This is a genomic window from Nocardioides sp. HDW12B (genome assembly GCF_011299595.1).
In the GTDB taxonomy this organism is placed as follows: domain Bacteria; phylum Actinomycetota; class Actinomycetes; order Propionibacteriales; family Nocardioidaceae; genus Marmoricola_A.
The window spans coordinates 2,445,633-2,472,299 of the sequence record NZ_CP049867.1; the positions used below are offsets into that span (position 1 = coordinate 2,445,633).

A 26,667-nucleotide genomic window follows, 5' to 3' on the forward strand; every position below is an offset into this window, starting at 1 on the left:
CCACCCTAAGCGACCGACCCTCCTGCGACCACGGTGCCACTCCGCTCCGACAGAACCGCGAGCCAGCCCTCCTCGATCCCGGGCCGTCCGGCGCTGCGGTGGACGTGGAGGATCCGCCACCCGGCCCCCTCGAGCACGGCGCGCAGCGCCGGCTCCCGCCAGAAGGTGAAGTGGCGCGGGGCGCCGACCGAGCCGTGGGAGGACCAGCCGTCGCCGTCGCCCTCCTTCATGGTCAGCGCGAGGACGCCGCCGTCGCGGACCGCGTCGTGGAGGCGCCGCAGCAGCCGCGGCAGGTCGGCGCGGGCGACGTGCAGGAGCACGGCGTCGGCCCAGACCGCGTCGTAGCAACCGTCCGCGCCTGCTTGCGGGCCGCCCTGTGGGCCTGCCTGTGGGCCTGCCTCTGGGTCGCGCAGGTCCTCGTGGAGCGGGTCGAGGACGTCGGCGGCCTGCCCGAGGCGCCGGAGCCGGTCGACGAACGCCGGCGTGATGTCGGTGCGCCGGACGCTCAGCCCGCGCTCCTCCAGCGCGAGCGCGTCCCGGCCGGGTCCGGACCCGATCTCCAGCACCCGGGCCCCGGGCCGGAGCCGCGCGCGGGTGCGGTCCATGAGGTCGAGGACCTCGGGCGGGGCGGCGGGTGAGGCCTCGGCGTACGCCTCGGCGCCGGCCTGGTACGCCGCGAGCGTCGCCTCGGTCTCGCTCGACCGACGGCTGCTCACCGACGGCGCCGCTCGGCCACGTCCAGACCGGTCTCGACGAGCCGGTGGACCACCGGCGTCCAGTCGGACGCGTCGAGACCGGGCGTGCGGGAGGCCAGGCGGGCGGCGATCTCCGCCTCCCGCTCGGGGTCGCGGCCGGCGTGGCCCGGGGTGTCCTTGACCGCCTGGACGGCGGCGGTGAGCGCGACCCGGCGGTTGACCACGGCGGCGAGCTCCTCGTCGACGAGGTCGATCTGGTGGCGCAGGAAGGCGAGCGGGTCCGGCCCGGGCCAGACCATGCGCACGTCGGGGGCCTTCTCCTCGTTGGCCGAGCCGTCGGTCGTCTCCAGCTCGAGCAGCCCCTGCCGGCGGTAGAAGGCGCGGGCGCCCTCGTTGGTGGAGAACACCCACAGCCCGAATCCCTCGGGCCGGCAGGCCTTGGCCAGGTCGAGCAGCGCCGCCCCGACGCCCCGGGCCTGGGCACGCGGGTGGACGTAGAGCGAGTGCACCCAGTGGCCGTCGAGGTCGAGGTGGCCCACGACCTCGCCGGCGATCTCGGCCACCCAGACCTCGTGGTCGCAGACCCGGCCGGCGAAGAAGGCGCGGTCCTCCTCGACGGTGTGCACCGGGGGCGGGAAGGCGCGGCCGGCTCCGCGCCGGGCCGCGATCACCACCTCGGCGCAGTCGGCGGCGTCCTCCGGCACGGCACGGCGCACCAGGACGTCGGGCCCGGCGGTCTGCGGGTCAGTCGAGCTCACGGACGAGCTCCAGGGCGTGGGCGAGGTCGGCCGGGTAGGGCGACTCGTAGCTGACGTGCTCCCCCGTCCCGGGGTGCTCGAAGCCGAGGCGTACGGCGTGCAGCCACTGGCGTGTCAGGTCGAGGCGGGCCGCGAGGACCGGGTCGCCGCCGTACAGCGGGTCACCGGCGCAGGGGTGCTTGAGCGCCTGCATGTGGACCCGGATCTGGTGGGTGCGGCCGGTCTCGAGGTGGACCTCGAGCAGGCTGGCGAAGCGGTGGGCCTCGAGGGTGTCGTAGTGGGTGACGCTGTGGCGGCCGCCCTCGGCGACGTGGAACTTGTGGTCGAAGCGCGGGTGGCGCGCGATCGGGGCGTCGATCGTGCCGCGCAACGGGTCGGGGTGGCCCTGGACCAGCGCGTGGTAGGTCTTGTCGACCGTGCGGTGGCGGAAGGCGTTCTTGAGCCGGGAGTAGGCGACCTCGCCCTTGGCGATGACCATGACCCCGCTGGTGCCGACGTCGAGCCGCTGGACGATGCCCTGCCGCTCCGAGGCGCCGCTGGTGGCGATCCGGAAGCCGGCGGCGACGAGGTGGCCGACGACGGTGGGTCCGTTCCAGCCCGGGCTCGGGTGTACGGCGACCCCGACCGGCTTGTCGATGACGACCAGGGAGTCGTCGTCGTGGATGATCCCGATGCCCTCGACGATCTGGGGCACGATCGCCACCGGGTCACGCAGGTCGGGGATCTCGACGTCGAGCATCGCGCCGCCGTGGACCCGGTCGGACTTCGCCACGTCGCGCCCGTCGAGGCGGACGTGCCCGTCGGCGACGAGGTCGGCCGCGCGGGTGCGGGAGAAGCCGAACATGCGCGCCAGGCAGGCGTCGACGCGCTCGCCCTCCATGCCGTCGGGGACGAAGACGGTGCGGTGCTCGCTCACGGCGCGTTCCGCTCGCCGCGGAGGCTGATGCCGCGGAAGGCCTGCACGACGATGACGACCGCCGCCAGGTTGATGCACATGTCGGCGACGTTGAAGACCGGCCAGTTCGGCAGCTGGAACATGTCGACGACGTGGCCGCGCAACGGTCCGGGGTCGCGGAAGAGCCGGTCGGTCAGGTTGCCGAGGATGCCGCCGAGCAGCGCACCGAGCCCGACGGCCCAGAGCGGGTCGCCGACCTTGCGGGCGACGACGAGCACCACGACGGCGGCCACCATCGCGAAGATCGTGAGGTAGACCGTGGAGGACGTACCGAGGCTGAAGGCGGCGCCGGGGTTGAAGACCAGGGTGAGGCGGAACAGGTCCCCCACCACCTCGACGGGCTGCCCGCGCTCGAGCGCGGCGAGCGCCCAGGTCTTGGTGCCGAGGTCGACCAGGTAGGCCACCACGGCGACGGTCGCGAAGAGGCCGAGCCGACGTCGTCGGTCCGGCGGTGTCGGGGGGTGCTCGTCGTCGCTGTCGTTCAGCGACGCTCCTCGCGCTGCTTGCATGGCACGCACAGTGTGGCACGCGGGAACGCCATCAAACGATTCTTGCCGATGGCCTCACCGCAGCTCTCGCACCGGCCGTAGGTGCCGTCCTCGATGCGCTCGAGGGCGTGCTCGGTCTGGGTCAGCATGTCCCGCGCGTTGTTGGCGATGGACACCTCGTGGTCGCGCTCGAAGGTGGCCGACCCGACGTCGGCCTGGTCGTGACCCGCCCCGTCCCCGGCGTCGCGCATGAGCCCGTCGAGCTCCTTCGCCGCCAGGTCCAGCTCGCCGCGCAGGCGCTCGACGTCGGCGGCCAGCTCGGCCTTGACCTGGTTGAGCTCCTTCGCCGTCCACGGCGACTCGTCGGCCTTCACCGCCAGCGAGGAGGCGCGGATCGGGCCGGACTTCTTGGCCGGCTTCTTGGCCGTCGTCGGGGTCGCGGCCGTGGCCGTCTTCCGCGTCGCGGTCGTCGCGGCCGACGCGGTCTTCTTCGCAGCCGTCGCAGCAGCGGAGGCCGTCTTCTTGGCCGCGCTCGCGGCAGCAGCGGTCGCCGCGGCGGCAGCCGGTGCGGTCTTCTTCGCCGTGCTCGTCGACGAGGCCTTCGAGGTCGCGAGCTTCGCCGTCGACGCGGCCGGGGACGGCGCCTTCTTCGCGGCCGCCTTCTTCACCGAGGCCGTGGTCGCCGCCGACTGCTTCGCGGGCGCCGGAGCGGTCGCCTTGGTGGCCGACTTCTTCGTCGCGCTGGCCTTCTTCGACGCGCCGGCCTTCTTCGCCGTGGCCGTCGACGTGCCCTTCGTGGCGATGGCCTTCTTCGCCGCGGTCGCCTTCTTGACTGGCGTCGCCTTCTTCGCGGGCGTCGCCTTCGTCGCCGTGCTCGCTGACGCCTTCTTGACTGGCGTCGCCTTCTTGGTGGGCGTCGCCTTCGTCGCCGTGCTCGCTGTCGCCTTCTTGGCGGGCGTCGCCTTCTTCGCCGTGCTCGCGGCGGACGCCTTCTTGGCGGGGGCTGCCTTTGTGGCCGTGCTCTTCGCCGGGGCCTTCTTCGCCGGGGTCTTCTTCGCCGCACTCGCGGCGGGCGCCTTCTTGGCGGGGGCCGCCTTCGTGGCCGTGCTCTTCGCCGGGGTCTTCTTCGCTGGGGTCTTCTGCGCCGGAGCCTTCTTCGCCGGGGCCTTCGCGGCCGGCGCGGGCGACGGCGCCTTCGCGGCAGCCGCCTTCTTCACCGACGCGGCCGTGGCCGCCGACTGCTTCGCGGGTGCCGGCGCGGTCGACTTCGCCGAGGTCTTCTTCGCCGGGGACTTCTTCGCGGCGGCCTTCGCCGGCGCGGCGGCGGTCTTCGCGGCGGACTGGGCGGCGGACTTGGCGGCCTTCCCGCCCCGACCGGTGACGCGCTTGGCGGCAGCCGCCGTCTTGCCCGCCAGCTTGGCGGCGCTCATCCGAGCCATCGTCGTGCCCTTCTCGAGAAGGAGATCGCTTCGCCGATGGGTGGAACACCTGGCCCCGCCCGGCGTACCTGCACGTCCCCAGCCCGCACAGTGCGGTGAGGATATGCCCGGGCACCCCCCAGGACAACAGGCCACGCCACGCGCGAGGCCGCGAAGTCACGCCGGTCCGGATACCGAGTTGGTCGCGACCGGGGCGGCTGGCAGACTGGCACCCGCGTACGCACGGTGTCGACGGGACGAGTAGGTCCGGGACCAGCCGAGAGCGACCTGGGGACGGTGGGAGCCCAGGGGTGTTGGCCGGATCGAAGATCACCCCGAGCCGCCGGAGGAGCGCCCCCGACCCCGGTCGCGGGCAGGTAGAACCGGCAGCGGACGTGCACGAGAGGGCTTCCCCCAGCACCACGGGAGGACGCCAAGGAGGGTGGTACCGCGGGACCGGCTCGATCGAGCGGCCTCGTCCCTTCGTCGCAGGATCGACGTACCCCCGGGTCGTCGAACGACAGACGAGGACGCACCCCGTGGACACCAGCACCGACCGCCCCGGCGGCTCTTCCTACCGCCCGGTCCCCGCGCAGGTCGACCTGCCCGCGCTGGAGCACGAGGTGCTCGACCTCTGGCGGGAGAACGACACCTTCGCCGCGTCGCTGGAGCGCACCCGCGGCGCCGAGCCGTGGACCTTCTACGAGGGCCCGCCGACGGCCAACGGCCTGCCCGGCACCCACCACGTCGAGGCCCGCGTCTTCAAGGACGTCTTCCCGCGCTTCCGCACGATGCAGGGCTACCACGTCGAGCGGAAGGCCGGCTGGGACTGCCACGGCCTGCCCGTCGAGCTCGCGGTCGAGAAGGAGCTGGGCTTCACCGGCAAGAACGACATCGAGGCGTTCGGCGTCGCCGAGTTCAACGCCCGCTGCCGGGAGTCGGTGCTGCGCAACGTCGACCAGTTCGCGAAGATGACCGACCGGATGGGCTACTGGGTCGACCTCGAGCACGCCTACACCACCATGGCCCCCGAGTACGTCGAGTCGGTGTGGTGGGCGCTCAAGCAGATCCACACGTCGGGCCTGCTGGTCGAGGACCACCGGGTGGCGCCGTACTGCCCGCGCTGCGGCACCGGGCTGTCCGACCACGAGCTGGCCCAGGGCTACGAGACCGTCACCGACCCCAGCGTCTACGTGCGCTTCCCGCTGACCAGCGGCCCGCTCGCCGGGCGCGCGAGCCTGCTGGTGTGGACGACGACCCCGTGGACGCTGGTGTCGAACACCGCGGTCGCGGTCAACCCCGAGGTCACCTACGTCGTGGCCACCGACGGCACCGAGACGCTCGTCGTCGCCGAGCCGCTGCTGGCGGAGACGCTCGGCGAGGGCTGGGAGGTGCTGGAGACGGTCGGCGGCGCGGACATGGAGCGCTGGACATACACCCGGCCCTTCGACCTCGTCGAGTTCCCCGCCGACGAGCCCGCGCACTACGTCGTGCTCGGCGACTACGTCACCACCGAGGACGGCTCGGGCCTGGTGCACCAGTCCCCCGCCTTCGGTGAGGAGGACATGGCGGTCTGCCGCCGCTACGGGCTGCCGGTGGTGAACCCGGTCAAGGCCGACGGCCACTTCGAGGACGCGATCCCGCTCGTCGGCGGGCAGTTCTTCAAGCACGCCGACGCCGACCTGGTGAGCGACCTCGAGGCTCGGGGGCTGCTGTTCCGCCACGTCGCCTTCGAGCACTCCTACCCGCACTGCTGGCGCTGCCACACCGCGCTCATGTACTACGCGCAGCCGTCCTGGTACGTCCGGACCACCGAGCGCAAGGACGAGCTGCTGCGCGAGAACGCGGCCACGAGCTGGCACCCCGAGACGATCCAGTGGGGCCGCTACGGCGACTGGCTCAACAACAACATCGACTGGGCGCTGTCACGGCGTCGCTACTGGGGCACGCCGTTGCCGATCTGGCGCTGCGAGGACGACCACCAGACGTGCGTCGGCTCGCGCGCCGAGCTGACCGAGCTGACCGGGACCGACCAGTCCGACCTGGACCCGCACCGTCCGTTCGTCGACGACATCGTCTTCGCCTGCCCGGTCTCGACCGGCTCGACCACCTGTGGGCTCGAGGCCCGACGCGTACCCGAGGTCATCGACGCGTGGTTCGACAGCGGCTCGATGCCGTTCGCGCAGTGGGGCTACCCCCACGTCGAGGGCTCGAAGGAGCGCTTCGAGGCCGCGTTCCCGGCTGACTTCATCTGCGAGGCGATCGACCAGACCCGCGGCTGGTTCTACACGTTGATGGCGGTGAACACGCTGGTGTTCGACCGCTCGTCGTACAAGAACGTCGTGTGCCTGGGCCACATCCTGGCCGAGGACGGCCGCAAGATGAGCAAGCACCTCGGCAACATCCTCGAGCCGCTGCCGCTGATGGACCGCCACGGCGCCGACGCGGTGCGCTGGTTCATGGCCGCGTCCGGCTCCCCCTGGTCGGCGCGGCGCGTCGGGCACCAGGCGATCGAGGAGACCGTCCGCAAGGTGCTGCTGACCTACTGGAACACGGTCGGCTTCCAGGCGCTCTACGCCCGGTCGGCGGGCTGGTCGCCGACCGACGCCGCGCCGGCGCCCGCCGAGCGGCACGTGCTCGACCGCTGGGCCCTCTCGGAGGCTCACCGGCTGGTCCGCGACGTCACCGAGGCGCTCGAGGGGTTCGACACCCAGCGCACCGGCGCACGCATCGCGGCGTACGTCGACGTGCTGTCGAACTGGTACGTCCGTCGCTCGCGGCGGCGCTTCTGGGCCGGCGACCCCGGCGCGCTGGCGACGCTGCACGAGTGCCTGCGGCTGGTGACGCTGGTGTCGGCGCCGCTGACGCCGTTCATCACCGAGCGTGTCTGGCAGGACCTCTTCGCCGCGACCGGAGCGGAGGCGTCGGTGCACCTGGCGTCGTGGCCCGAGGTCGACGAGGCGCTCGTCGACGTGGACCTCGACCGGCGCATGCAGCAGGCGCGCCGGATCGTCGAGCTGGGACGCGCGGCACGCGCCGACGCCAAGGTGCGCACGCGGCAGCCGCTGCGGCGCGCGCTGGTGCCGTCGGCGGCGTGGTCGGCTCTCGGCGAGGACCTGCGGGGCGAGGTCGCCGAGGAGCTCAACATCGGCGCCGTCGAGTCGCTGGACTCGACCGGCGACCTGGTCGACGTCAGTGCGAAGGGCAACTTCCGCGCGCTCGGCAAGCGGTTCGCGAAGCGTACGCCGCAGGTGGCCGGTGCGATCGCTGCCGCCGACGCGGCCGTCCTGGCCGCCTCGCTGCGGGAGTCGGGCTCGGCATCGGTCGCCGTCGACGGCGAGGAGCTGTCGGTCACCGCCGAGGAGGTCATCCTCTCCGAGCGTCCTCGCGAGGGCTGGTCGGTGGCCAACGAGCACGGCGAGACCGTCGCGCTCGACCTCGAGCTGACGCCGGAGCTGCGTCGAGCGGGACTCGCGCGCGAGGTCGTCCGGCTGGTGCAGGAGGCCCGGAAATCGAGCGGCTTCGAGGTCAGCGACCGGATCTCGCTGGTGTGGCAGGCCGACGGCGAGCTGGGCGAGGCGCTGGCCGAGCACGAGGCCGCCGTGGCCGACGAGGTCCTGGCGATCTCGGTGTCGCGCTCCGAGCCGAGCGGCGACGTCCGCGAGGACGCCGACCTGGGGCTGCGGTTCTCGGTCGCCCGCGTCTGACGCACGTCGCTCGGTCGGGACGTGGACCGGCCTCACGTCGTTGACGACGTGGAGCAGCACGCCGTACGTCGTTGACGACCTGAGGCACCACGCCGTAGGTCGTTGGCGACGTGAGGCCTCTGCCAGCAGCCCCTGGACCGTCCCCATGTCGTTGACGACCTGAGGCAGCACGCCGTACGTCGTTCACGACGTGAGGCTGGGCGGAGGCGAGTTCTCATACGCCTGGACGGTCAGGACGGCCCCCGGACCGTCCAGGCGTATGACGAGCGCGCGCCGGCCGGGTTGGCTCGACGATCGGGGTCACGGCTCCGCGATCGTCAGGTCGACGGCTCGGAGACGACCGTGCCGGTCGGCGGCGAGCACCAGGGCGAAGTCGTTCGCGCAGGTGCGGTCACCCAGGCTGGGTCTGAGGACCACCCGCCGCCCGGACGGCACCGGACCGGTCCTCGTCGGTGCACAGGTGACGGCTCCGACCCGCGGGGTGAGGACGAGGGTGCGGCCGTTCGCCTCGGCGTTGGTGATCTGCGCAAGGGAGTCCACCGGGCAGGACCCGGCGCCGTACGTCGTCCAGCCGGGCGGGCAGCTCCTCCACGTCCGACGCGTCGACAGCGCCTGCGAGAGGTCGTCGAGCGTGCCGGCCGCCTCTCCGCCGAGCGACAAGGAGATCGTGACAGCGTGCGGGAACGTGCGCGCATCACCCACGGCGTACGCCACGAACGACGTCGCCAGGCGCACCAGGTCGGGGTCGACCGCGGCGGGGCGGCCGTCCGGCAGCAGCTGAGCGGGCCGTTCGTCGCGCTCGCGCACGGACGACCCGGACGACGGTCCGCGGGGCGACGCGGCGTGGCGGCTGTCCGTCGACGGCTTCGCGGGAGGAGCGGGGGTCGCAGCCTCGTTGCCGCCGCTGCAACCGCCGAGGCCGATCCCCACGACGAGCGTCACCACTCCTGCGACGACCTTCTGCACGGCGTTCATGTCACTGACACTCCCCACGGAGCCGCGAGGTTGTCGTCGACGCCCGTGTGGGGCTCATCCGTCCGAGGGCCACTGATCGCCGCTCATGATCCTGAGGATCGTGTGCAGCTCGAGTCACCTGGTGGCACCAGGCGCACACGATCAGGCGGCCCCTGGCGGATCGCCTGCGTCAGGCGTGGGGGCGAGAGCCGTCCTCGGTCGCCTCGCCCTGGTCCTCACCGGACGCCTCGGAGCCTGCCGCGTCGGAGCCTGCCGCGTCGGAGTCCGCCGCGTCGGAGCCTGCCGCGTCGGAGTCTGTCGAGCCAGACTCGCTGGACTCCTCCTCGGCGAGGATCGAGCGCAGGCGTGAGCCGATCTCGCCCTCGTCCTCGTGGAGGTCCTCGGCGAGCGTGACGCCGCCACCCTGGGCGTCGAGCGCCTCCAGCTGCTGCTGGAAGTAGTTGCGGAGCTGGGCGCGGTACTCGCGCTCGAAGACGCGCAGGTCCTCGACCTCGTCCTTGAGCTCCTGGTGGTCACGCTCCAGCTCGGCCACCAGGGCCGTGCGGCGCTGCTCGGTCTCGCCGTCGAGCTGCTCGGCCCGTCCGGACGCCTCGGCCACGATGCGGTCGGCCTGGCTGCGTGCGTCGGTGACGAGCTCCTCGGCGTTGCGGCCGGCCAGCTCGAGCATGCGTGCGGCCGCCGCAGCGGCCTCCTCGGTGGTCGCGACGCGCAGCAGCTCGCCCCGGGTGCCGGACACCCGGGCCACCTCGGTGTCGCCCTCGGCCAGCTCCTCCTCGGCCTCGGCGGAGTGGGTCCCGGCCGCAGGAGCCGTGTCGTCCGCCTCGGCGTCGGACGTCGCGCTCGACACGTCCGCCTCGCTCGCGCCGTCCTCGGCGTGCCTGCCCTCGGGCTCGTCGGCCCCGTCCGCGCTCGTCGTACCGGTGTCCGCCTCGGTGTCGGACGCCTTCGCCTCCGTGGTGTCGTCACCCGCCGAGTCGTCGGTCGCGGCGGGCGTGCTCTCGCCGGTCGCCGACGCGGCGGTGGTCTGCTCCTCGGTGGGACCGCCGGAGCCGGACGCCTGGGACCGCAGCTCGGCGATCTCGTCGTGCAGGCGCTTCATCTCCGCGGCGACCTCGTCGAGGAAGTTGTCGACCTCGGTCATGTCGTAGCCCTGGCGCATCACGCGGGCCGTGGCGAAGCGCTTGTTATCCACGTCCTCGGGGGTCAAGGGCACGAGATCACCTTTCGGGGGCGGCAGGGTCGAGCACACCGTACCGCTGGGACAGGTGCCCTCGGAGTCAGGTGAGGAGAACGGCGCGGTTGACCGCGCGGAGGATGTAGACCGCGATCAGCACCAGGATGAAGCTCGTGTCCAGGGAGATCGAGCCGATGCGCAGCGGCGGCACGAACCGCCGGATGAACAGGATCGGCGGGTCGGTGATCGAGTAGATGATCTCGAGGATCACCAGCACCACGCCGCGCGGCTGCCACGAGCGCGCGAAGACCTGGACCCAGTCCACGACGAACCGCGCGAAGAGCAGCAGCAGGAAGAGGAACAGGACCAGCTCGATGACGAGGCCGACGGTCTGCACGATGTCTGATCCTAGGGGGGTCGGCCAAGTCGCCCCGGGCTCGCACCCGGGGCGCTGAGGTCAGCTCTGGTTGAAGAAGCCGCTGTCGGCGATGCGGGCCTTGTCCTCGGTCGAGACCGCCACGTTGGGCGGCGAGAGCAGGAAGACCTTGTTGGTCACGCGCTCGATCGTGCCGTGCACCGCGAAGACCAGCCCGGCCGCGAAGTCGACGAGACGCTTGGCGTCGACGTCGCTCATCTCGGACAGGTTCATGATCACCGGGATGCCCTCGCGGAAGTTCTCGCCGATGACCCGCGCCTCGTTGTAGGTGCTCGGGTGCAACGTCGTGATCCGCGACAGCTCCGCCATACGGGGCGCGACGGCGAGACCGCCGGCCTGGCCGGGCACCACGCCCGCGGCGGGGCGGCGACGCTCGGCGAGCTGGGCCACGGTCGCACCGGAGGCACGTCCGGGCGGCGCCTGGTGGCCGGCGGCGCCGGCGTGGGTCCCCTGGTCGGGGTCCTGGTCGTACTCGTCGTACTCGTCGTAGCGCTCGTTGTCCTCGAGGAGTCCGAGATAGACGCCCATCTTCCGCATCGCGCCGCTCATGAGTTTCGCCTCCACACAGGGATCACAACTGTCTCCTTCACGCTATCCGTTGGTCGGTCTGTTTCCGAGGATCGCCCCGCCGACGCGCACGTGTGTCGCGCCGCACTCGAGGGCGACCTCGAGGTCTCCACTCATGCCGGCCGAGACGTACGTCGCCTCCGGCACCACCGCGCGCACCGTCTCCGAGACCGCGCGCAGCCGTTCGAACGCCGCCCGGGGGTCGCCCTCGCGGGGTGCCACCGCCATCACGCCGCGCAGCCGGAGGGACGCGGCGGCGACGACGGCCTCCGCCAGGGCGGGTACGTCGGCGGGGTCGGCGCCCCCGCGACCCTGCGCCTCCTCGGGGTCGGTGTCGAGGTTCACCTGCACGAGCACGTCGAGGGGGCCACGACCCTCCCGCTCCTCGGCGCCGCGGGCCAGCGGGGTGACGAGCTTGGCGCGATCGAGCGACTGCACCACGTCGGCCCAGCGGCCCGTCGCGGCGGCCTTGTTGCTCTGCAGCCGGCCCATGAAGTGCCACCGCAGGTCGAGGTCGGCGCACTCCTCGCTCTTGGCCACGGCCTCCTGGTAGCGGTTCTCCCCCACCTCGCGGACCCCCAGGTCGGCCAGCAGCCGCACGTCGGAGACCGGGAAGTACTTCGTCACCACGACGAGGGTGACCTCGTCGCGGTCGCGGCCCGCCCGGGCGCACGCGTCGGCGATGCGTCGCTCGACGGTCGCGAGTCCGGCCGCGACGGCGTCGGCCCGACCGTCGGCGGGGTGCGCTCCTGCCTCGCTCACCGCGCCACCCGCACGAGCCCGGCGAGCCGTCCCGAGGCGGCGCCGTCGCGGCGGTAGGAGTACAGCGCGGGGTCCTCGCGGGTGCAGCGGCCGACCGCCTCGACGCGCTGCGGGGCGATGCCGGCCGCGTGCAGCTGGAGGCGGACACCGGCGCCGAGGTCGACGGCCGGGGTGTCCCACGAGGTGGTGGTGGCGGTGCCGGGCACCGCCGCCTCGACGTCGTCGCGCATCGACTCCGGCACCTCGTAGCAGCGACCGCACACGTGGGGCCCGACCCAGGCGTGCACCCGGGCCGGGTCGGCTCCGAGCTCGCGCATGGCCGCCACCCCGTGGGGCAGCACCCCGGCCACCAGCCCGGGGCGTCCGACGTGGAGGGCGGCCGCGACCCCGGCCTCGGGGTCGGCCAGCAGCACCGGGACGCAGTCGGCCACCCGGACCACGAGCGTCACGCCGGGCTCGTCGGTCACGAGTCCGTCGGCGGTGGGCAGGTGGTCCACCCCTGGGGAGGGCTCGGCCGGGAGGTCCGCGGCGCGGACCCTGACGACGTCACCGCCGTGCACCTGGTGCATCAGCGCCCACGGCTCGCCGTCCGCCGTGCCGGTGAAGGCCTGCTGCACGCGGCAGAGGTTGGCGGCCACCGCGGACGGGTCGTCGTCGCCGACAGCGGCGAGGTTGAGCGAGTCGAAGGGCGGCCCGGAGACGCCGCCGGCCCGGTCGGTGAACGCCACCTCGACCGGGCCGACCGCTGAGCGGAAAGCGAACACTCAGAGCGTCACTTCAGGAAGTCCGGCACGTCGAGGTCGTCGTCGGCCGCCGGGGAGGTGCGTGCCGGCGCGGGGGCCGGGGTGCGCGGGGCCTCGGGACGCTGGTACTCGTTGCGCTCCGGACGGGCGTACTCGCTGCGCTGCTCGGTCCGCTGGGGGGCCGACGTCGACGACGAGCCGAAGGACGTGTAGCCGTTGCGAGCCGCCTCGGCGCCCCGCTCGGAGTCCCGACGGACGGCCGCGGCAGCAGCCGCGGCGCGGGTCTCGGCCTGGCTCTGCGACGGCAGCGGCTCGCGGCGCGCGGCCGGCACGGCCTCGCGACGCTTGGGCATCCCGCCGTCGAAGCCGGCCGCGATGACCGTGACCCGGACCTCGTCGCCCAGGGCGTCGTCGATGACGGCACCGAAGATGATGTTGGCCTCGGCGTGGGCCGCCTGGGAGACGAGCGCTGCGGCCTCGTTGATCTCGAACAGTCCGAGGTCGGAGCCACCGGCGATCGAGAGCAGCACGCCGTACGCGCCCTCGATGGAGGCCTCGAGCAGCGGGCTCGAGACGGCCATCTCGGCAGCGGCGACCGCGCGGTCCTCACCGCGGGCCGAGCCGATGCCCATGAGCGCGGAGCCGGCGTTGGACATGACCGACTTGACGTCGGCGAAGTCGAGGTTGATCAGGCCCGGGGTGGTGATGAGGTCGGTGATGCCCGAGACACCCTGGAGCAGGACCTGGTCGGCCTGCTTGAAGGCGTCGAGGACCGAGACGTTGCGGTCGCTGATCGACAGCAGTCGGTCGTTGGGGATCACGATGAGGGTGTCGACCTCCTCGCGGAGACCGGAGATGCCCTCCTCGGCCTGGTTGGCGCGGCGGCGGCCCTCGAAGGAGAAGGGACGCGTCACGACGCCGATGGTCAGCGCGCCGAGCGAGCGCGCGATGCGCGCGACGACGGGGGCGCCACCGGTGCCGGTGCCACCGCCCTCGCCCGCGGTCACGAAGACCATGTCGGCGCCCTTGAGCACCTCCTCGATCTCCTCCGCGTGGTCCTCGGCGGCCTTGCCGCCGACGTCGGGGTTCGCGCCGGCGCCGAGCCCACGGGTCAGCTCGCGGCCGATGTCGAGCTTCACGTCGGCGTCGCTCATCAGGAGCGCCTGTGCGTCGGTGTTGATCGCGATGAACTCGACACCCTTGAGTCCCACCTCGATCATCCGGTTCACGGCGTTGACGCCACCGCCACCGATCCCGACGACCTTGATGACGGCCAGGTAGTTCTGCGGTGCTGCCACGGCAGGTCCCTCTCATGTGTGGCGCCGGCCCGGTCGGCCGACGTGCTTGCTGCTGATGGATGGCTGGTGCTGGGTGGAACGGGGGTGGAGCTGGGTGGAACGGTGGGGAAGAGGCCCTCGGCGTGTCCCTGAACGTTAACCCTGAAGTAGAGGGTTATAGTTATGTCAACCTCGCGCCTGTGGAAGAACGTAGGACACCGACCCCGCGACCCGACGCAGACACGCAGGCGTGTCGACAAATAGTCGACAAAGTCGCAGCGGGCCCCCCACGCACCTCGCTCGTGCACGAGCGACCTCTCGGCCGCACAGGAGTGACGCTTCGCGCGGGCAGGAGCGACGCTTCGCGGAAAAAAGGCGCTACTTGGTGAGGGTGGGGCGACCGGGGGCGGTGACGTCGTAGATCCGCCCCTCCTGCTCCATGAGCAGGGTGAGGACCTCGAGCTTGGCCGCGGACTCGTCCGCGCTCCCCCAGTTGATGCGGGTGCCGTCGCGCAGCAGCAGGCTGATGGCGTCGATCGAGCCGACCTCGACGCTCTCGATCCGCGCCAGCAGCTCGGCGGGCAGGTAGTCCACGACGGTGGCGGCCTCGCCGAGCGCCTCGGCGGGCGTGGCGGCGGAGGTGTCGAGCAGGGGCAGGCCCTCGGGCCGCTCGGGGTAGGTGCGGAACAGCACGCCGTCGCCGTCCACCCCGCGCCAGGCGCCCTCCCACTCGACGACCGCGAGCGCCTCGCGCTCGGTCACCTCGATCGTCACCGTGTCGGGCCAGTCGCGGGAGATCTCCACCGAGGACACCGGGGCGAGGGCCTCGACCCGGGCCTCGACGGCGTCGAGGTCGCTGGTCGCGAGCGACACGTCGAGCGGCACGGCCGCCTGCTCGCGCACCTCGTCCTCGCTGAGCACCGAGACCCCCTCGACCGAGACGTCGTGCACCGAGGTGAGCGACGAGAACAGCATCAGCCACACGCCGCCCGCGACGGCAGCCACCAGCGCGACGAGCACGAGCACGCGGCGCCAGGCACGCCAGCGGCGTGCCCGCAGGCGTCGGGCGAAGCGGCGCTGCACCCGGCTCGCCCGGTGGGTACGGCGACCGCGCAGTCCGCGCCGCCCCGCCCCGGCGGCGGGCTCGCGCGGGAGGCCGTCGAGCGAGGTCGTGGTGTCGGGGTCGTGGGTCGGGGAGCCGGTCCTCATCGGTCCGCCTCCGCCTCGGCCAGCAGGGTCAGCACCTCGGGCCCGACCAGCGTGACGTCACCGGCGCCGAGGGTGAGCACGACGTCGCCGGGACGCGCCCGCTCGACGAGGGCCGCGGGCGTCAGCGACCACGACGACACGAAGGCGACGCGGTCGGGGTCGAGCGGGACGTGGGAGGCGACCATGGCGCCGTTGACGCCGGGCTCGGGGTCCTCACGGGCGACGTAGACGTCCATGACGACGACCTCGTCGGCGGCGCCGAGGGCCTCGCCCATGGCGGGCCCGAAGATCTTGGTGCGCGAGACCAGGTGGGGCTGGAAGGCCACCACCACCCGGCCGTCGCCGGCCAGGGACCGCGCCGCCTGCAGGTCGCCGGCGATCTCGTTGGGGTGGTGGGCGTAGCTGTCGTAGACCCGGATGCCGCCGACCTCGCCCTTGAGCTCCATCCGCCGCCGGGTGCCGGAGAAGGACTCCAGCCCGCGCTTGAGGTCCCCGAAGGCGAAGCCGAGCCGCAGCCCCGTGCCGAGGGCGGCCAGCGCGTCGAGCACGTAGTGGCGCCCGGGGATCCGCAGCGTGATCTCCCCCAGCCGCTCACCGGCCCGGTCGACGGTGAACGTCGAGGTCGACCCGAGGAAGCTCACGGTCGCGGCCCGCAGGTCGGCGCCCTCGGACTCCCCCACCGTCATCACCTCGAGGTCGCGCTCGCGCGCGACCCGGGCCAGCTCGGCCGCGCCGGGGTCGTCGGCGCAGGCGACGAGGAACCCGCCGGGCTCGATGCGGTCGAGGAACTGCACGAAGGCCGCCCGGTAGGCCTCCTCGGTGCCGTAGTTGTCGAGGTGGTCGGCCTCCACGTTGGTCACGATCGCCGCGGTCGGCGAGTAGACGAGGAACGCCCCGTCGCTCTCGTCGGCCTCGGCCACGAAGAGCGCGCCGGTGCCGTCGTGGGCGTTGGCCCCCGACTCGTTGAGCTCGCCGCCGATCGCGAAGGACGGGTCGGCGCCGCAGTGCTGCAGCGCGACGGTGAGCAGCGACGTCGTCGTGGTCTTGCCGTGGGTGCCGGCCACGGCCACCACGGTGCGTCCGCGCATCACGGAGTCGAGGGCGGCCGAGCGCGGCAGGACCCGCAGCCCACGGGCCGTGGCCTCGACCACCTCGGGGTTGTCGGCGCGCACCGCGGTCGAGACCACGACGGTGTCGGCGTCGGCGACCTGCTCGGCGCGGTGGCCCACGTGCACCTGCGCGCCCAGGGCGGTCAGCGCGGTCAGCGCGCGGGACTCGCGGGCGTCGCTGCCGCTGACGGTGATGCCGCGGGCCAGCATGATGCGGGCGATGCCGGACAGGCCGGCGCCGCCGATGCCGATGAAGTGGACGCGGCCCAGCGCGTCGGCGGCCGGGATGTCGTCGGGGACGGGGACCCTCACGCCGACCACCCCGCCGCGCGCAGCACCATCGCCGCCAGCGTCTCGTCGGCGTCGCGCGGGATCAGGTCGGCCGCGGCGCGCGACATGGACGCCAGCCGCTCGGTGTCGGTGGCCAGGTCGGGCAGGGTTGCGGCGGCCCACTCGGCGGTGAAGGCGTCGTCGGAGACCAGCAGACCTCCCCCGGCGTCGACGACGGGGCGGGCGTTGCGCGCCTGCTCCCCGTTGCCGATCGGCAGCGGCACGAACACCGCGGGCAGCCCCACGGCGGCGACCTCGGTGACCGAGTTGGCGCCGGCGCGGCAGACGGTCAGGTCGGCGGCGGCGTAGGCGAGGTCCATGCGGTCGACGTAGCGCTCCACGACGTACGGCGGCGCGCCGGTCTCGGGGGCGACGTCGACCTCGCCCGCCGGTCCCACGACGTGCAGCACCTGGACGCCCGCCGCGGCCAGCGCCGGCTGGGCGCTGCCCACGGTCTGGTTGAGCCGCCGCGCGCCCTGCGAGCCTCCGGTGACCAGCAGCGTCGGCCGGCCGGGCTCGAGGCCGAAGTGGGCGAGCGCCTCGTCACGGAGCGCGGCCCGGTCGAGGGTGGAGATCATACGCCGGATCGGCAGCCCGAGGTAGGTCGCGTGGCGCAGCGGCGAGTCGGGGAAGCTGGTGGCCACGTGGGTGGTGAACCGGGCCCCGAGCCGGTTGGCCACGCCGGGCAGAGCGTTGCCCTCGTGGACGACGATGGGCAGCTTGGCCTTGCGGGCCGCGAGGTACGCCGGCACCGACACGTAGCCGCCGAAGCCGACGACGACGTCGGGCTGCACCCGCTCGATGACCTCGCGGGCGGCCCGGACCGCGCCTCGCAGGCGCCCCGGCAGCCGGCCGAGGTCGGCCGAGACCTTGCGGGGCAGCGGCACCGGCGGGACCAGCTCGAGCGGGTAGCCGGCGGCCGGCACCACGGTCGTCTCGAGCCCGCGGGCGGTGCCGAGGGCGGTGACCTCCACCCGTCCGCCGAGCTCGGGGCCCCTGCGGACCAGCGCGTCGGCGGTCGCCAGCAGCGGCGAGGTGTGGCCGGCGGTGCCGCCGCCGGCCATGAGGACGCGCAGCACCCGCGCCTCGGTGCGTGGCGAGGGGTCGGACGCACTCATCGGCGCCCACCTCGCGACAGCCCGCCGGCGGTGGTGCCGCGGGGGCCGCCCTCGCGGCGACGGCCCAGCGCGGCCTGGGCGCCGGGCTCGTGGCGGGCGAAGGAGACCAGCAGGCCGAGGGCGACCAGCGACGGCAGCAGCGCCGAGCCGCCGTAGGACACCAGCGGCAGCGGGATGCCGATGACCGGCAGCAGGGCCAGCACCATGCCGATGTTGATGATCATCTGCGCCGTGATCCACACGGTGATGCCGGCCGCCATGTAGCGGGCGAACGGGTCGACGGTGCGGCGTGCCACCCGGAAGCCGGCGTAGGCGACAGTGAGGAACAGCGCCAGCACGAGCATGGTGCCGAACAGGCCGAGCTCCTCGCCGAGCACGGCGAAGATGAAGTCGGTGTGGGCCGCGGGCAGGTCGCCCCACTTCTGCTGGCTGGCGCCGATGCCCTTGCCGAAGATGCCGCCGCTCGACATGGCGAAGATGCCGTGCGCGGCCTGCCAGCCCGAGTCGCCGTACGACGCGAAGGGGTCGGCGAAGCTGGTGAGCCGGTCCATGCGCTCGGGCGAGGAGGCGGCGAGGCCGAGGGCCGCGACCCCGGCAACCAGGATCGAGCCGACGAACATCTTCGTCGGCGCCCCGACGACCCACAGCAGGCCCAGCACGATCGACATCAGCACCAGCGCGGTGCCGAGGTCCTCACCGACGATGACCAGGCCGATGACGACGAACATCAGCGGCACGACCGGGATGAGCGTGTGCCGCCAGTCGGTGAGCAGCCGCTCCTTGGTGGCGTAGATGTGCGAGCACCACAGGATCACGGCGAGCTTGGCCAGCTCGGCGGGCTGGATCTGCACCGGTCCGAGGGCCAGCCAGTTCTGGTTGCCGTTGACCTCGACGCCCATCGGGCCCTGGGTCAGGCCGAGCAGCACCACCGAGAGGATCAGCGCGGGCCAGGCGAACTTGCGCAGCATCGAGTGCGGCATCCGGACCGCGACCCAGACGAAGGGCGCGGCGAGCACGACCCAGGTGAGCTGCTTGAGGAAGGTGGCGTAGCTGTTGCCCCCGTTGAACTCGTAGGACCACACGCTCGAGCTGCTCAGCACCATGATCAGCCCGAGGGTCAGCAGCAGGCCGGAGGCCCCGACGAGCAGGTAGTACGACGTCAGGGGACGATCGAGCGAGTCGCGCAGGGCCGCGATCGAGAGCGGGCGACGGCCCTGTCCGGCCCGGGCCTCGTCGGTCGGGTCGAGGGGCCGGGTGGGTCGAGCCGCTGTCGTCGTCAACGTCGGCCTTCCTGCGCCGGTGGGTCAGCTCCCGCCGAGGCGTCGCACCGACCCGGCGAAGGCATCCCCGCGAGCACCGTAGTTCGCGAACATGTCCATGGAGGCGCACCCCGGGGCGAGGAGCACGGTGTCGCCCGGCTGGGCGAGGCCTGCTGCTGCCCGGACCACGCGGTCCATGACGTCAGTCTCGTCGTCGGGCACCTCGATCACGGGGACCTCGGGCGCGTGTCGCCGCAAGGCGTCAGCGATCACCGCGCGATCGCGGCCGAGCAGCACCACGCCGCGCATCCGCGGCCCCATGGCGACCACCAGGTCGTCGAAGGAGGCTCCCTTGGCCAGTCCGCCGGCCACCCACACCACGTGCTCGTAGGCGCCGAGCGAGGAGCGGGCGGCGTGCGGGTTGGTGGCCTTGGAGTCGTCCACGTAGGTGACCTCGGCGACGGTCGCGACGGTGGCGATGCGGTGGCCGTCGGGCCGGAAGCCCCGCAGGCCGTCGCGCACGGCGGCCGGCGCGACGCCGTGGGAGCGGGCCAGGGCGGCCGCGGCCAGGGCGTTGGCGACCATGTGCGGCGCCGGGCTGGCCAGGTCGGCCAGCGTGCCGAGCTCGGCGGCCGAGTCGTGGCGGTTCTCGACGAAGGCCCGGTCGGCGAGGACGTCGTCGACCACGCCGAGCATGCCGACGGCCGGGGTGCCGAGGGTGAAGCCGATGGCGCGGGCGCCCTCGACGACGTCGGCCTCGCGCACCAGCTCCTCGGTGAGCGGGTCGGCGACGTTGTAGACGCAGGCCCGCTCCACGCCGGAGTAGATCCGGCCCTTGTCGGCGGCGTAGTCGGCCATGGAGGAGTACCAGTCCAGGTGGTCCTCGGCGACGTTGAGCACCGCGGCCGACTGGGCCGTCATCGAGTCGGTGTAGTGCAGCTGGAAGCTCGACAGCTCCACGGCGAGGACGTCGTACGGCTCGGGGTCCATGACCACCTCGACCAGCGGCAGCCCGACGTTGCCGCAGGCGACCGTGCGCAGCCCGCCGGCGCGCAGCATCGCCTCGAGCATCTGCACCGTCGTGGTCTTGCCGTTGGTGCCGGTGATCGCCAGCCAGGGCGCCGCGTGCTCGGGGTCGCGCAGGCGCCAGGCGAGCTCCACCTCTCCCCACACCGGTACGCCGAGCCCGCGGGCCTGGGTGAGCAGCGCGGCGTCGGGGCGCCAGCCCGGCGAGGTGACGAGCACGTCGACGCCGTCGGGGAGCGTCGCCGTCGAGCCGGGACCGGTGCGGACGTCGGCGCCGAGCACCTCCAGCAGGGTGGCCTTCTCGGCCCGCTCGCCGGTCGGCTCGGTCTCGTCGAGGACCACGACCTGCGCGCCGAGGTGGGTCAGGTTGTCGGCGGCGGCGAAGCCGGAGACGCCCAGACCGGCGACGGCGGCGCGCACGCCCTCCCAGGAGTCGCGGCGGCCGAGGGCGTCCACCCGCCCGGGGACGCGGTCGCTCACGTGCCCGCCACCCACTCGGCGTAGAAGATGCCCATGCCGCCGGCGACGCAGAGGCCGGCGATGATCCAGAAGCGGATGACGACGGTGATCTCGTCCCAGCCCTTCAGCTCGAAGTGGTGGTGCAGCGGCGCCATCCGGAACATCCGCTTGCCGCCGGTGGCCTTGAAGAAGCCGACCTGGAGGATCACCGAGACGCTCTGGGCCACGAAGAGCCCGCCGAGCACGACGAGCAGCAGCTCGGTGCGGGTCAGGATGGCCAGGCCGGCGATCGCACCGCCGAGGGCCAGCGAGCCGGTGTCGCCCATGAAGATCTTGGCCGGCGAGGCGTTCCACCACAGGAAGCCGAAGCAGGCACCGGTGAGGGCGGCGGAGATGATCGCGAGGTCGAGCGGGTCGCGCACCTCGTAGCAGGTGTTGCCCTGGGTCAGCTCGCACGACTGGTTGTTCTGCCAGATGTTCATGATCGCGTAGGCGGCGAACACGATCGTCGAGCAGCCGGTGGCCAGGCCGTCGAGACCGTCGGTGAGGTTCACCGAGTTCGACGTCGCGGCGATCATGAAGAGGATCAGCAGCACGACGAGGAACGTCGGCAGCGTCCACGCCTCCCAGTCGCGGGTGAAGGACAGGTGCCGCGAGGCCGGTGTCTGCCCGCGCTCGTCGGGGAAGCGCAGCGCCAGCAGCGCGAACACGATCGCCACCAGCACCTGGCCGGTCATCTTGGCCCGGCTGCGCAGGCCGAGGCTGCGCTGCTTGGCGACCTTGATGTAGTCGTCGAGGAAGCCGACCAGGCCCAGGCCGACGAGCAGGAACAGCAGCAGCAGGCCGGACGCCGTGGGCATCCGCGAGGTCAGCAGCGCCGAGAGCAGGTAGGCCAGCACGACCGAGCCGATGATGACGGTGCCGCCCATGGAGGGCGTGCCGCGCTTGGTGTGGTGCGTGGTGGGGCCGTCGTCGCGGATCAGCTGCCCGTAGCCCTTGGCGGACAGGAAGCGGATGGCGCCGACGGTGCCGACGAGGGTGAAGACCAGCGCGAGGCCGCCGGACAGCAGGATCGCTCTCACGCGCCCACCCCCCGGTCGTCGGCGAGCAGGGCGGCAGCGACCTCGTCGAGGCGGGCGCCGCGCGAGGCCTTGACCAGCACGACGTCGTCGGCGCGCAGGTGCTCGCCCAGCCAGCGGACGGCGGCCTCGTTGTCGGCGGCGGCGACCGCCCGCACCTGGTCTGACTGTCCGGCCATGCCGTCCTCTCCGTCGTCCCCGTGCGTCGCGTCGAACCCGGTCAGGGCCGGTCGGGCCGCCTCCCCCACCGCGAGCAGCACGTCGACGCCCAGGCTCCGGGCCAGTCTGCCGACCTCGGCGTGCTCGGCGTCGGCGGACGCGCCCAGCTCCTTCATCTCACCCAGCACGGCGACCCGCCGGCGGGCGGACCCACCGGCACCGATGGAGACCAGCGCCTCGAGGGCGGCGCGCATCGAGTCGGGGTTGGCGTTGTAGGCGTCGTTGACCACGACCACGCCGTCGGCGCGACGGGCGACCTCCATGCGCCAGCGCGACACCGTGGAGACGCCGGCGAGGGAGGCTGCGGCCTCCTCGAGCCCGATGCCGACCGCGGCGGCGGCGGCCACCGCGGCGGCGGCGTTCGGCACGTGGTGGGCGCCGACCAGCTGCAGGGTCACGGGCACGCGGCGCCACTCGACGACCAGCGCGAAGGTGGGGCGTCCCTCGGCGTCGAGCCGGACGTCGGCGTACCCGACCGTCGGGGCGTCCCGGGCGAAGGCCGCGGCCACGACGTCGGTCGGCACCTCGTCCGTGGGCAGCGTGCTCCCGAGGGTGCCGAAGGTGACCACGCGCCCGGCGGTGCGCGCGGCCATGGCGGCGACGCGGGGGTCGTCGGCGTTGAGGACGGCGACCCCGTCGGGGGTGAGGGCCTCGACCAGCTCGCCCTTGGCGGTGGCGATGTCGTCCTGGGTGCCGAACTCGCCGAGGTGGGCCTTGCCCACGTTGAGCACCAGCGAGACGTCGGGACGGGCGATGGCGCACAGCTCGCGCAGGTGGCCGATGCCGCGTGCGCCCATCTCGAGCAGCAGGAAGCGGGTGCCGGTGCCCGCCCGCAGCACCGTCAGCGGCAGTCCGAGCTCGTTGTTGAACGAGCCGCGGGTGGCCACGGTCTCGGCGTGCGCGGCGAGCACCCCGGCCAGCAGGTCCTTGGTGGAGGTCTTGCCCTGCGAGCCGGTGACGGCCAGCACCGTGACGTCGGGCAGCCGGCCCAGCACGTGGTGGGCCAGGGCACCGAGCGCGGCCTGGGGGTCCTCGACCAGCACGGTCGGGTGGCCGGTGGCGCGGCTGCCCAGCACGGCGGCGGCGCCGGCCGCGACGGCCGCACCGGCGAAGTCGTGGCCGTCGCTGCGCTCCCCCACGAAGGCGGCGAAGAGACCGTCGGGCTCGATCTCGCGGCTGTCGACGCTCGCGGCCCCGCGCACGACGACGCCGTCGGGGTCGTCGACGACCTCGCCACCCACGACGGCGGCGATCTCGGGCAGGGTCAGCGCGATCACGACGGCGCGCCCGTCCGGGCCTCGAGCGCGGCGCGCAGCTCCACCCGGTCGTCGAAGGGGTGGACCACGCCCGCGACCTCCTGGCCGGTCTCGTGCCCCTTGCCGGCCACCACCACGGTGTCGCCGGGTCCGGCCTGCGCCACGGCGTGCCGGATGGCGGCGCGACGGTCGCCCTCCTCGTGCACCTCGGCCCGGAGCGACTCGTCCGGGCCGGCCCGGCGGGCGCCGGCGAGCACCTCGCCCCGGATGGCGGCCGGGTCCTCGGTGCGGGGGTTGTCGTCGGTGACCACGAGCAGGTCGGCCAGCCGGGCGGCGACCTCGCCCATCAGCGGCCGCTTGCCGCGGTCGCGGTCACCGCCGGCGCCGAGCACCACGATGAGCCGCCCGGTGGTGCGCTCGCGCAGGCTGCTCAGGGCCGCCTCCACCGCGTCGGGCTTGTGGGCGTAGTCGACGACCGCGAGGAAGTCCTGACCGGCGTCGACGCGCTCGAGCCGGCCCGGCACCCCGCTGACCCGGGCCAGCGACTCGGCGACGAGCACCGGGTCGAGGCCGGCCTCGGCGAGCAGGGCGACCGCGCACAGCGCGTTGGAGACGTTGAAGGCGCCGGGCACCAGGATCTCGGTGCCGACCCGGACCCCGCCGGGGCCCTCGACGACGAAGCGGGAGCCGCTGGCGGTCGCCTCGACCTCGACCGCGCGCCAGTCGGCCTCATGCTCGGGGCCGTGGTCGGGGTCGGGCGCCACGGCGTACGTCGTCATCGGGATGCGCGCCTCGGCCAGCAGCCGGCGGCCGTGCTCGTCGTCGACGTTGACCAGCCCGCGGCGGGCGCGCTCGGGGGTGAAGAGGGAGGCCTTGGCCTGGTAGTAGTCCTCGACGTCGGCGTGGAAGTCGAGGTGGTCGCGGCCGAGGTTGGTGAAGGCGGCCACGTCGAAGACCACCCCGTCGACGCGCCCCATGACCAGCGCGTGGCTGGAGACCTCCATGGCGCAGCAGCGCACCCCGCGCTCGACCATGACGGCCAGCAGCGCGTGCAGGTCGGGGGCCTCGGGGGTCGTCAGCGAGGAGGTCACGGCCTCGCCGGCGACCCGGGTGCCGATGGTGCCGACCACGCCGGCGGGCACGCCGGCCACCTCCAGGGCGGCCTCGGCCAGGCGGGTGGTGGTGGTCTTGCCCTGGGTGCCGGTCACCGCGACCAGGGCGAGCGAGCGGGCGGGCTCGCCGTACAGCCAGGCGGCGAGGCCGCCGACCACCGCGCGCGGGTGGGCGACCACGAGCACCGGTACGCCGACCTCGGCGGCCCGGCACAGCTCCGCGCCGGCGTCGTCGGTCAGGACCGCGACGGCACCGGCCTCCACGGCGGGAGCGGCGAACCGGGCGCCGTGGGTGGTGGCTCCGGCGGCGGCGACGTAGAGGTCGCCGGGCTGCACGAGGCGGCTGTTCATGGTGACCCCGGTGAGCACCACGTCGGCGGCGTGCGCGCGGTCGTCCGGCTCCAGCGCCACCGCGAGCCGGTCGGCCACCGCGACCAGCGGGGTGCGGCGTGGAGCCACGGGACGGGTCGGGGTCACGTCGGGAATGTACTAGAGGCGGGACCCGTCTCCGGGGGGCGTCGGGCGGTCACCGTGACGTCGGTCCCGGTCACTGACGGCGACGCTCCCCCGCCTGCCACGCGATGGGCAGCTGGGGCGAGGCCTTCCCGGACGGCGGGACGGCGTAGCGCTGCAGCAGGTAGGACATGATCTTGCGGAACGCCGGACCGGCCGTGCCGCCACCACCGACGTCGCCCTGCGGGTTGTGGATCACGATGTAGACGGTGAAGCGCGGGTCGTCGGCCGGGGCGAAGCCGGCGAACGAGATCACGAACTTCTCGGCGGAGTAGGAGCCGTTCTCGGCCACCTGCGCGGTGCCGGTCTTGCCCGCCACCCGGTAGCCGGCGACCTTGGCCAGCGGAGCGGTGCCCTCGTCCTCGTCGGTGACCATCTCCATCATCTTGGTGACCTGCTGCGCGGCCTCGGGGCTGATGACCTCGCGGGTCTCGGCGTGGTCGGAGCCCTGCGGGCCGAACTCGGTGTCGGCGCTGCCGAGCACCAGGCTGGGCGCCACGTAGACGCCGCCGTTGGCGATGGTGTTCACCGCCGCCGCCATCTGGGCGACGTTGACCGCGACGCCCTGGCCGAAGGCGATGTTGTCGCGCACGATCGGGCTCCACGACGAGGCGGGGGCCAGGATGCCGGGCTGCTCGCCGTACCCCTCCAGACCGGTGCGCTTGCCGAGGCCGAAGCCGGTCAGGTAGCGGCTCAGCTGCGTCGGCGGCAGCTGGCGGGCGGCCAGGACCGTGCCGATGTTGGACGACTTGGCCAGCACGCCCGTCAGGGTGAGCGGGATGGTGCCGTGCTCCCAGTGGTCGTTGATCGGCATGCCCGAGCTGGTCAGCTGGCCCGGGACCGTGAGCCGGGTGCGCGGGGTGACGCGGCCGGCGTCGAGCAGCGCGCCCATGGTGAGCACCTTCTCGACCGAGCCCGGCTCGTAGACCTCGCGCAGCGCCCGGGAGCCGAGCAGCCGCTCGTCGATCGCGCCGGTGACGCCGTTCGGGTCGAAGGTCGGGTAGTCGGCCAGCGACAGCAGCTGGCCGGTCTGGGTGTCCATGACCACGGCCGCGCCGGACTCGGCGCCGACGTCCTCGATCGTCTGGCGCAGGATGCGCTGGGTGTACCACTGCACGTCGCGGTCGATGGTCAGCGCGACGTCGCGGCCGTCGACCGGGTCGGTGACGCTGTTGTCGCCCAGCGGGATGCGGTTGCCGCCGCCGATGTCGTAGGTCGCGGACCCGTCCTTGCCGGCCAGCAGCTTCGAGAACAGCAGCTCCGCACCGTCGGCGCCGTTGCCGGCGTCGTTGATCCAGCCGACCAGGTTGGCGCCGACGTCCTTGGCCGGGTAGCTGCGCAGCGGGTCGCGCTCGGTGTCGAGGCCCTTGTAGCCGAGCTCGGTGAGGTCGGCCACGACGTCGGTGGCCTTGGTCGACGGGATGCGGCGCGCGATGTAGCGGAAGTGGACCGAGGGGTCGGGCCAGCTGAGGTTGCGGACCGCGTCGATGTAGTCGATGCCGAGCCGCTCCTCGAGGACCGAGGCGATCTCGGCGGCGTCGTCCTTGGTCTTCGTCGGGTCGGCGACGATCATCATGCCGTCGAGCGACTCGGCCAGCGGCTCGCCGTTGCGGTCGGTGATGGTCCCCCGGGTGGCGGGCAGGATCTGCTGGACGGCGCCGACCTCACGCGCCTTGGCGGCGTACGCCGCGGCGTCGAGACCCTGCAGCTGCAGCAGCCGCGCGCCGAAGATCGAGACCACCATCGCGATCAGCAGGAATCCGATGCGCAGGCGGAGCAGCGAGGCGGTGCGGACGCGCGCGAGGTCACGCTCGCGGGACGCCTGGCGCGGCAGGCCCGAGCCGGCCGGGCCGGACCGGGCGGCCGGGCGGGCCGTGCGCGAGCGTCGCAGGGACAGGCCTCGACCGCGTGCGCCCTGTCGGCGACCGGTGCTGGGCATCCGTGCGTCCTCCCGTTCCGTCTGACCTGCCGTGTGACCCGCGGGGCCGGCGGTCGGGTGCGACCGGCGCGGCCCTCCTTTTCT

At 73.4% G+C, this 26,667-nt stretch carries 23 protein-coding genes; 2 read left to right on the top strand and 21 right to left on the bottom strand.

Annotated features, from left to right (window positions below):
• Positions 1-5 precede the first annotated feature (5 nt).
• The 5 genes from G7072_RS11455 to G7072_RS20040 are packed head-to-tail and all read right to left on the bottom strand — an operon-like array spanning position 6 to position 3,270.
• On the bottom strand, positions 6-716 hold the full coding sequence (locus G7072_RS11455) for a class I SAM-dependent methyltransferase (RefSeq protein ID WP_240916889.1): 711 nt from the start codon (positions 714-716) through the stop codon (positions 6-8).
• Positions 713-1,453, bottom strand: coding sequence for a GNAT family N-acetyltransferase (locus tag G7072_RS11460; RefSeq protein ID WP_166086483.1), 741 nt, complete (start codon positions 1,451-1,453; stop codon positions 713-715). The genes G7072_RS11455 and G7072_RS11460 overlap by 4 nt, the downstream gene beginning before the upstream one ends.
• The gene (locus tag G7072_RS11465; protein WP_166090027.1) at positions 1,440-2,333 is read right to left on the bottom strand and encodes an RluA family pseudouridine synthase; all 894 of its coding nucleotides are present in this window, start codon (positions 2,331-2,333) and stop codon (positions 1,440-1,442) included. Before G7072_RS11465 ends, G7072_RS11460 begins: the two co-directional genes overlap by 14 nt.
• A gap of 32 nt (positions 2,334-2,365) precedes the next feature.
• Complete coding sequence (lspA, locus tag G7072_RS11470) at positions 2,366-2,917, bottom strand: signal peptidase II (protein ID WP_166086486.1); 552 nt, start codon at positions 2,915-2,917, stop codon at positions 2,366-2,368.
• Entirely contained in the window at positions 2,890-3,270 is a 381-nt protein-coding gene (locus G7072_RS20040) for a TraR/DksA C4-type zinc finger protein (RefSeq protein WP_166086488.1), read from the bottom strand. Before G7072_RS20040 ends, lspA begins: the two co-directional genes overlap by 28 nt.
• Positions 3,271-3,340: 70 nt before the next feature.
• On the opposite strand from G7072_RS20040, the gene G7072_RS20045 reads away from it, so the two are divergent.
• Positions 3,341-4,579, top strand: coding sequence for a hypothetical protein (locus G7072_RS20045; RefSeq protein ID WP_166086489.1), 1,239 nt, complete (start codon positions 3,341-3,343; stop codon positions 4,577-4,579).
• A gap of 274 nt (positions 4,580-4,853) precedes the next feature.
• Positions 4,854-8,021 carry an isoleucine--tRNA ligase gene (ileS, locus tag G7072_RS11485; protein ID WP_166086491.1) on the top strand — a complete coding sequence of 1,056 codons (3,168 nt, stop codon included), beginning with the start codon at positions 4,854-4,856 and terminating at the stop codon, positions 8,019-8,021.
• A gap of 300 nt (positions 8,022-8,321) precedes the next feature.
• Here ileS and G7072_RS11490 read toward each other — a convergent pair whose 3' ends face one another.
• From G7072_RS11490 to G7072_RS11565, 16 genes are all read right to left on the bottom strand, one after another.
• The gene (locus G7072_RS11490) at positions 8,322-8,996 is read right to left on the bottom strand and encodes a hypothetical protein (protein WP_166086494.1); all 675 of its coding nucleotides are present in this window, start codon (positions 8,994-8,996) and stop codon (positions 8,322-8,324) included.
• Positions 8,997-9,165: 169 nt separating this feature from the next.
• Positions 9,166-10,245, bottom strand: coding sequence for a DivIVA domain-containing protein (locus G7072_RS11495; protein ID WP_346766203.1), 1,080 nt, complete (start codon positions 10,243-10,245; stop codon positions 9,166-9,168).
• Positions 10,246-10,273: 28 nt separating this feature from the next.
• Positions 10,274-10,567, bottom strand: a complete 294-nt coding sequence (locus tag G7072_RS11500; protein ID WP_166086498.1) for a YggT family protein — start codon at positions 10,565-10,567, stop codon at positions 10,274-10,276.
• A 60-nt stretch (positions 10,568-10,627) separates the two neighbouring features.
• Complete coding sequence (gene sepF / locus G7072_RS11505) at positions 10,628-11,155, bottom strand: cell division protein SepF (RefSeq protein WP_166086501.1); 528 nt, start codon at positions 11,153-11,155, stop codon at positions 10,628-10,630.
• A 42-nt stretch (positions 11,156-11,197) separates the two neighbouring features.
• Positions 11,198-11,935: a YggS family pyridoxal phosphate-dependent enzyme gene (locus tag G7072_RS11510; protein ID WP_206063092.1), complete on the bottom strand. Its 738-nt coding sequence runs from the start codon at positions 11,933-11,935 to the stop codon at positions 11,198-11,200.
• A complete protein-coding gene (gene pgeF, locus G7072_RS11515; RefSeq protein ID WP_166086503.1) occupies positions 11,932-12,699 on the bottom strand; it encodes a peptidoglycan editing factor PgeF in 768 nt (255 codons plus the stop codon). Before pgeF ends, G7072_RS11510 begins: the two co-directional genes overlap by 4 nt.
• A gap of 8 nt (positions 12,700-12,707) precedes the next feature.
• On the bottom strand, positions 12,708-13,976 hold the full coding sequence (gene ftsZ / locus G7072_RS11520; protein WP_166086505.1) for a cell division protein FtsZ: 1,269 nt from the start codon (positions 13,974-13,976) through the stop codon (positions 12,708-12,710).
• Between the two features lie 357 nt (positions 13,977-14,333).
• Positions 14,334-15,164 (bottom strand): FtsQ-type POTRA domain-containing protein, encoded by an 831-nt coding sequence (locus tag G7072_RS11525; protein WP_166086507.1) that lies wholly within the window; start codon positions 15,162-15,164, stop codon positions 14,334-14,336.
• The gene (murC, locus tag G7072_RS11530) at positions 15,161-16,585 is read right to left on the bottom strand and encodes a UDP-N-acetylmuramate--L-alanine ligase (RefSeq protein ID WP_166086509.1); all 1,425 of its coding nucleotides are present in this window, start codon (positions 16,583-16,585) and stop codon (positions 15,161-15,163) included. Before murC ends, G7072_RS11525 begins: the two co-directional genes overlap by 4 nt.
• Positions 16,582-17,721 (bottom strand): undecaprenyldiphospho-muramoylpentapeptide beta-N-acetylglucosaminyltransferase, encoded by a 1,140-nt coding sequence (gene murG, locus G7072_RS11535; RefSeq protein WP_240916891.1) that lies wholly within the window; start codon positions 17,719-17,721, stop codon positions 16,582-16,584. The genes murC and murG overlap by 4 nt, the downstream gene beginning before the upstream one ends.
• Positions 17,718-19,001 (bottom strand): putative lipid II flippase FtsW, encoded by a 1,284-nt coding sequence (ftsW, locus tag G7072_RS11540; RefSeq protein ID WP_166086511.1) that lies wholly within the window; start codon positions 18,999-19,001, stop codon positions 17,718-17,720. Before ftsW ends, murG begins: the two co-directional genes overlap by 4 nt.
• A gap of 24 nt (positions 19,002-19,025) precedes the next feature.
• Complete coding sequence (gene murD, locus G7072_RS11545; RefSeq protein ID WP_240916893.1) at positions 19,026-20,486, bottom strand: UDP-N-acetylmuramoyl-L-alanine--D-glutamate ligase; 1,461 nt, start codon at positions 20,484-20,486, stop codon at positions 19,026-19,028.
• Complete coding sequence (mraY, locus tag G7072_RS11550) at positions 20,483-21,547, bottom strand: phospho-N-acetylmuramoyl-pentapeptide-transferase (RefSeq protein ID WP_166086515.1); 1,065 nt, start codon at positions 21,545-21,547, stop codon at positions 20,483-20,485. The genes murD and mraY overlap by 4 nt, the downstream gene beginning before the upstream one ends.
• Positions 21,544-23,040: a Mur ligase family protein gene (locus tag G7072_RS11555; protein WP_166086517.1), complete on the bottom strand. Its 1,497-nt coding sequence runs from the start codon at positions 23,038-23,040 to the stop codon at positions 21,544-21,546. Before G7072_RS11555 ends, mraY begins: the two co-directional genes overlap by 4 nt.
• Entirely contained in the window at positions 23,037-24,542 is a 1,506-nt protein-coding gene (locus G7072_RS11560; protein WP_277343416.1) for a UDP-N-acetylmuramoyl-L-alanyl-D-glutamate--2,6-diaminopimelate ligase, read from the bottom strand. The genes G7072_RS11555 and G7072_RS11560 overlap by 4 nt, the downstream gene beginning before the upstream one ends.
• A 136-nt stretch (positions 24,543-24,678) precedes the next feature.
• The gene (locus G7072_RS11565; RefSeq protein WP_166086519.1) at positions 24,679-26,583 is read right to left on the bottom strand and encodes a penicillin-binding protein 2; all 1,905 of its coding nucleotides are present in this window, start codon (positions 26,581-26,583) and stop codon (positions 24,679-24,681) included.
• Between the last annotated feature and the right edge of the window lie 84 nt (positions 26,584-26,667).